The sequence below is a fragment of the Novosphingobium sp. Chol11 genome (assembly GCF_945870625.1).
GTDB lineage: Bacteria > Pseudomonadota > Alphaproteobacteria > Sphingomonadales > Sphingomonadaceae > Novosphingobium.
Window position 1 is genome coordinate 25,478 of record NZ_CAMBTS010000028.1, and the last position, 6,098, is coordinate 31,575.

At 62.1% G+C, this 6,098-nt stretch carries 5 protein-coding genes; all 5 read right to left on the minus strand.

The features are described from left to right. Positions 1-39: 39 nt before the first annotated feature. Genes nuoN through Q0O40_RS07060 form a run of 5 tightly spaced genes read right to left on the minus strand, consistent with a single transcriptional unit; the run spans position 40 to position 6,047 of the window. Positions 40-1,503, minus strand: coding sequence for an NADH-quinone oxidoreductase subunit NuoN (gene nuoN, locus Q0O40_RS07040; RefSeq protein WP_295527936.1), 1,464 nt, complete (start codon positions 1,501-1,503; stop codon positions 40-42). Further along, positions 1,503-3,089, minus strand: a complete 1,587-nt coding sequence (locus tag Q0O40_RS07045; RefSeq protein WP_295527939.1) for an NADH-quinone oxidoreductase subunit M — start codon at positions 3,087-3,089, stop codon at positions 1,503-1,505. Before Q0O40_RS07045 ends, nuoN begins: the two co-directional genes overlap by 1 nt. Further along, positions 3,086-5,119 (minus strand): NADH-quinone oxidoreductase subunit L, encoded by a 2,034-nt coding sequence (gene nuoL / locus Q0O40_RS07050; protein WP_295527942.1) that lies wholly within the window; start codon positions 5,117-5,119, stop codon positions 3,086-3,088. The genes Q0O40_RS07045 and nuoL overlap by 4 nt, the downstream gene beginning before the upstream one ends. A gap of 5 nt (positions 5,120-5,124) precedes the next feature. Beyond that, positions 5,125-5,430 (minus strand): NADH-quinone oxidoreductase subunit NuoK, encoded by a 306-nt coding sequence (nuoK, locus tag Q0O40_RS07055; RefSeq protein ID WP_295527945.1) that lies wholly within the window; start codon positions 5,428-5,430, stop codon positions 5,125-5,127. Then, a complete protein-coding gene (locus tag Q0O40_RS07060) occupies positions 5,430-6,047 on the minus strand; it encodes an NADH-quinone oxidoreductase subunit J (protein WP_295527947.1) in 618 nt (205 codons plus the stop codon). The genes nuoK and Q0O40_RS07060 overlap by 1 nt, the downstream gene beginning before the upstream one ends. Positions 6,048-6,098: the final 51 nt, after the last annotated feature.

The following is a 6,098-nucleotide window of genomic DNA, read 5'->3' on the forward strand; positions in this document are numbered from 1 at the left end:
CAGAAAATAAGGAGGGCTGAAAATCAAGGGTGCTGAAAATCAGGCGGAGTGAAACAGCGCGGCGGCGGCCTTCGCCGCTATTCCGGCCAGCGGAATGGTCAGGAGATAGCCCAGCGGCGAGATCACCACGCTCGAACCCAACAGCAAGAGGCCATGCGCGCGGTCGCTCGGGCCCTTCACCACATCGGCCACATCGTCGAAATACATCACTTTGACGACCTTGATGTAGTAAAACGCGCCGATCACCGATGCGGCAATGCCAATCGCAGCGAGTACCAGCAGATCGGCCTGCACCGCTGCCTGAAACACCACGAACTTGCCCCAGAAACCGAACAGCGGCGGCACACCCGCAAGGCTGAACATCACCGCTGCCATCGCCAGTGCGAGCATCGGCCGGGTCTTCGAAAGCCCGCCCAGCGCCGCGATCGATTCTACCGCTTCGCCCTGCTCATCGCGCAGCATCAGCACGATCACAAAGGCCGCGACCGACATCACCACATAGATGGCCAGGTACACCAGCATCGCCGCTGCGCCGTTCTCGTTCGCGCAGGCCAGGCCGATCAGCATGAAACCGACATTGTTGATCGAGGAATACGCGAGCAGGCGCTTGATATTGTCCTGCCCGATCGCCCCGAGCGCGCCGATCACGATCGAAAGCAGCGCTGCAAAAATCACGATCTGCTGCCACGCCTGCGGTTGCCCGCCGAGCGCTTCGACCGCTACGCGCATCAGCAGACATAGCGCCGCAACTTTGGGCGCGGTGGCGAAAAAGGTCGTTACCGGGGTCGGCGCGCCTTCGTAGACATCGGGCGTCCACATGTGAAACGGCGCGGCGCTGATCTTGAACGCCAGCCCTGCCAGCACGAACACCACGCCGAATGTCGCGCCCAGCGACATATGACCGGAAAGCGCCGCGCGGATGCCCATGAAGCTGGTTGTGCCGGTGAAACCGTAAGTCAGGCTGATGCCATAGAGCAAAATGCCCGAGGCGAGGCTGCCCAGCACGAAGTATTTGAGGCCTGCTTCCGCCGAACGCTCATCGTTGCGCAGGAATGCAGCGAGCACATAGGCCGAAAGGCTGTTGAGTTCGAGCCCGAGGTAAAGCGTCAGCATGTCTGCTGCCGAAACCATCATGCCCATGCCGAGCGCCGCAAACAGCACCAGCAGCGGAAACTCGGCGCGCATGCTGCGGCTGCGCTCAAAAAACGCCGGGGCCACGATCAGCGTCACCGCCGCGCCGATATAGATCAGCAGCTTGCCAAACGCGGCAAACGCATCGGCGCGGTACTGGCCAAACCACGCCAGCGTGCCTGGCCCCATCGCCCCGCTGCCCAGCGCAGGCGCGACCATCAGCGCGCATAGCGTCAACACGCCGACCGCCGCGATTGAGATCATGCGCGAGGCCTTGTCCCCGCTCCATGCCGCCACCATCAGCAGCGCGAGGCCCGAAAGGCTCAGCACCACTTCGGGGCCGGTGATCATCAGCGATTGGGAGAGGTCCATCAGTGCGCTTCTTCCGGTTCGGCAGCGGCATGGCCGCCCGCAGGCTTGGCCGCAGGCTCGCCAGCAGAATGATCAGCAGCATGGCCAGCAGAATGAGCCGCCGCAAAGCGGATCTGCGCGTCGCCCTTGGGCCGCGCCTGCGCCACCCGCGCTTCAAGGCTGGCGATATCCTTGCGCATTGGCGCGAGGAAGGTTTCAGGATAAATCCCCATCCACAGCACAGCGACCGCCAGCGGCACCATCATCGCCCATTCGCGCGCGTCCAGATCGGGCATCGCCGCCGCATCGGCGTTCTTCTGCACGCCAAACACAACGCGGCGGTAGAGATAGAGCATATAGGCCGCGCCTAGAATAATGCCGGTCGTGCAGACCAAGGTCACTGCGCTCGAGACCGCATAGATCCCGATCAGCGAGAGGAACTCGCCGACAAAGCCGCTGGTGCCGGGCAGGCCAATCGAAGCCATCGTGAACAGCATGAAAAACAGCGCATAACCCGGCATGTTGATGGCCAGGCCGCCATAGCGGTCGATCTCACGGGTGTGCAGCCGGTCGTAGATCACGCCGACGGCAAGGAACAGCGCGCCCGCGACAAGCCCGTGGCTGAGCATCACGATCATCGAGCCTTCGAGCCCCTGCCGGTTGAACGCAAACAGCCCGACGGTAACGATCGCCATGTGCGCGACCGAGGAATAGGCGATCAGTTTCTTCATGTCGTGCTGCACCAGCGCGATCAGCGAGGTGATGACCACAGCCGCCATCGAAAGCCCGTAGATCAGCGGCGCAAACTGCGCGCTCGCCTCGGGAAACATCGGCAGCGAAAAGCGGATGAAGCCGTATCCGCCCATCTTAAGCAGCACGCCCGCCAGAATGATCGAGCCCCCGGTCGGCGCCTGCACATGCGCGTCAGGCAGCCAAGTATGCGTCGGCCACATCGGCATTTTCACGGCAAAGCTGGCGAAAAAGGCCAGCCACAGCCACCACTGTGCCTGCACCGGGAAGTTATAGGCCATCAGGGTCGGGATGTCGGTGGTGCCCGCCTCGTTCGCCATCCAGAACATCGCGATCAGCATCAGCACCGAGCCGAGCAGCGTGTAGAGGAAGAACTTGTAGCTGGCGTAGATCCGGTCCGCCCCGCCCCAGATGCCGATGATCAGGTACATCGGGATGAGCCCGGCTTCGAACATGATGTAGAACAGGAACAAGTCCTGCGCGCTGAACACGCCGATCATCAGCGTCTCCATCACCAGGAAATTCGCGTAATATTCTCCCGCACGCTTTTCGATCGTGTTCCAGCTCGCGCCGATGCAGATCGGCATCAGGAACACCGTCAACCCGATCAGCAGCAGCGCGATGCCATCGATGCCCAGTTTCCATTCAAACCCGGCAAAGAGCGAGGCATGCTCCTGAAACTGCCACTGCGCCCCGCCCACATCATAGCTGGCCCAAAGCATCGCGCCGAGCACCAGATCGACCATGGTCGCGGCCAGCGCGATCATCCGCGCCTGCTCGCGGCCCGCCGCCAGACATGCCACCGCGCCGATCAGCGGCACCACCAGCATCAGGGAGAGGAAAGGAAGGCCGCTCATTTCGCAATCGCCCAGCTGACCGCGCCGACAAGGCCGACAAGCATCACCAACGCGTAGCTATAAAGGAACCCGGATTGCAGCTTCACCGCCGCCCGGCTGCTGCGCGCCACGATCCACGCCGCACCATTGGGACCAAAGCGGTCGATCATGCCAACATCGCCCACCTTCCAGAAAACCCGGCCCAGCCACATTGCAGGGCGGATGAAAACTGCGTCGTAAAGCTCGTCCCAATACCACTTGTTGAGCAGGAAGGTGTAGAGCGCCCCAAACTGGCTGACGAACGCCGCCGGGAAGGCCGGACTGGCGATGTAGGCGTAATAGGCAATCGCAAACCCGGTCAGCATCACGCCAAACGGCGCCCATTTCACCCATTCCGGCACCTCGTGCATCGCACGGATCAGATGCTCGTCAAACGCGAGGCTGCCCTTCCAGAACTCGCCGATGCCCTCGCTGATGAACGCGCCGTGGAACACAAAACCCGCCAGCACCGCGCCGACCGACAGCACCCCCAGCGGGATCAGCATCGACAGCGGGCTCTCGTGCGGATGATAGCCTGCGGTGCCGTCGCTGCTGCTGGCGTGATGCCCATGATCGTTATGGGCATGATCGCCGTGCCCATGCGCATCATGCACCGCATGCTGGATATGTTCGGACTGTTCCCAGCGCGGCTTGCCGTAAAACGTTAGGAACATCAGCCGCCACGAATAGAAACTGGTCAGCAGCGCCGCAAAAATACCCACGGCAAAGGCAAAGGTCGAAAGCTCCGTGCCGCGCGCAAAGGCCGCCTCAAGGATCGCATCCTTCGAGTAGAAGCCCGCAAAGCCCGCCACATCGACAATGCCCACGCCGGTAATCGCCAGAGTGCCCGCCATCATCGCCCAAAATGTAAGCGGGATGCTTTTGCGCAGGCCGCCATAATAGCGCATGTCCTGCTCATGGTACATCGCATGGATCACCGAGCCTGCGCCCAGGAACAGTAGCGCCTTGAAAAACGCGTGCGTGAACAAGTGGAACATCGCCGCGCCATATGCGCCGACACCTGCGGCAAAGAACATGTAGCCCAGCTGCGAACAGGTCGAATAGGCGATCACGCGCTTGATATCGGTCTGCGTCGTGCCCACCGTGGCGGCAAAAAAGCACGTCGCCGCGCCGATGAACGTCACGAAACCCGGCGCCACCGGGCTGGTCTCGAACATCGGCGAGAGGCGGCAAACCATGAACACCCCCGCCGTCACCATCGTCGCGGCGTGGATCAGCGCGGAAACCGGCGTCGGCCCTTCCATCGCGTCGGACAGCCAGGTGTGGAGGCCAAGCTGCGCCGATTTGCCCATCGCGCCGATGAACAACAGGATACACAGCACCGTCATCGTATCGAACCGCTGGCCCAGAAAGCCGATGGTGCTTCCCGCCATACCGGGCGCAGCGCTCAGGATTTCGGGGATCGAGACCGTGCCGAACACCAGAAACGTCCCGAAAATGCCCATCATGAAGCCCAGATCGCCCACGCGGTTGACCACGAAGGCCTTCATCGCGGCGGCGTTGGCGGATGGTTTGCGGAACCAGAACCCGATCAGGAGGTACGAGGCCAGGCCCACCCCTTCCCAGCCGAAGAACATCTGCACGAGGTTGTCCGCCGTCACCAGCATCAACATCGCAAAGGTGAACAGCGAAAGGTAGGCGAAGAACCGGGGCTGGTCCGGATCTTCGTCCATATAGCCCCACGAATAGAGGTGAACGAGCGCAGAAACCGATGTCACCACCACCAGCATCACCGCCGTCAGCGTGTCGACCCGCAGCGCCCACGAAAAATCAAGCTCGCCCGATTTCACCCACTGCAACACCGGGACAACCGTGGCTTCCGCCCCGCCCGCCACAAAGCTCAGGAAAATCGGCCACGACAGCGCGCACGAGGCAAACAGCGCGCCCGTGGTGATCGCCTTTGCCGCAACTTTGCCGATGATGTCATGCCCCAGCCCGGCGACAATCGCCGCCACCAGCGGCAGAAAAACGATGAGGATGATCGGATGCACCCGGCTTATCCCTTCATCCGGTTGACATCATCGACCGCAATCGTGCCGCGGCCGCGGAAATAGATCACCAGAATGGCAAGGCCGATCGCCGCTTCGCCTGCCGCCACGGTGAGCACGAACATCGCGAACACCTGCCCCACCAGATCGCCGAGAAAGGCGCTGAACGCGACGAAATTGATGTTCACCGACAGCAGGATCAGCTCGATCGCCATCAGGATGATGATGACGTTCTTGCGGTTGAGGAAAATCCCCAGCACGCCGAGCACGAACAGGATCGCACTGACAACGACGTAGTGTTCGATGCCGATCATCACAGCGTTACCCCCTGCCCCACAGCGGGCTTCACATTGCGCGTGGCGTCCTGCGGGCGGCGCGCGTTCTGCTTGCCCACATCCTGCCGCCGCGCACCCACGCGCTCGCGGTGGGTCAGCACGATCGCGCCGATCATCGCCACCAGCAAGATGATGCCTGCCGTCTCGAACAGGAACAGATAGCGCGTATAAAGCAGCGCGCCGATGGCCTCGATATTCGAAACCCCGGCCACGACCGGCGCCCGGCCATCGGCGACGCCCAATTCCAGCGCGCCGGTGCGATAGGCGCCCACGCCCAGCACCAGTTCGCACAGCAAGACCAGCGCCAACAGAAAGCCCAGCGGGAAATTCTTGACGAACCCGGCGCGCATCTCGGCAAAATCGATGTCAAGCATCATCACCACAAACAGGAACAACACTGCGACCGCGCCGACATAGACGATCACCAGCAGCATCGCGATGAACTCCGCGCCCACCAGCACCATCAGCCCCGCCGCGTTGAAAAACGCGAGGATCAGCCACAGCACCGAATGCACCGGATTGCGCGACAGGATCGTGATCGCGCCGGAGGCAATCACCAGACTGGCGAACAGATAAAACGCGAAAACCTGGATCATGATGCGCGGCCCCTAGCGGTACGGTGCATCGGCTTCAAGGTTCGCGGCGAT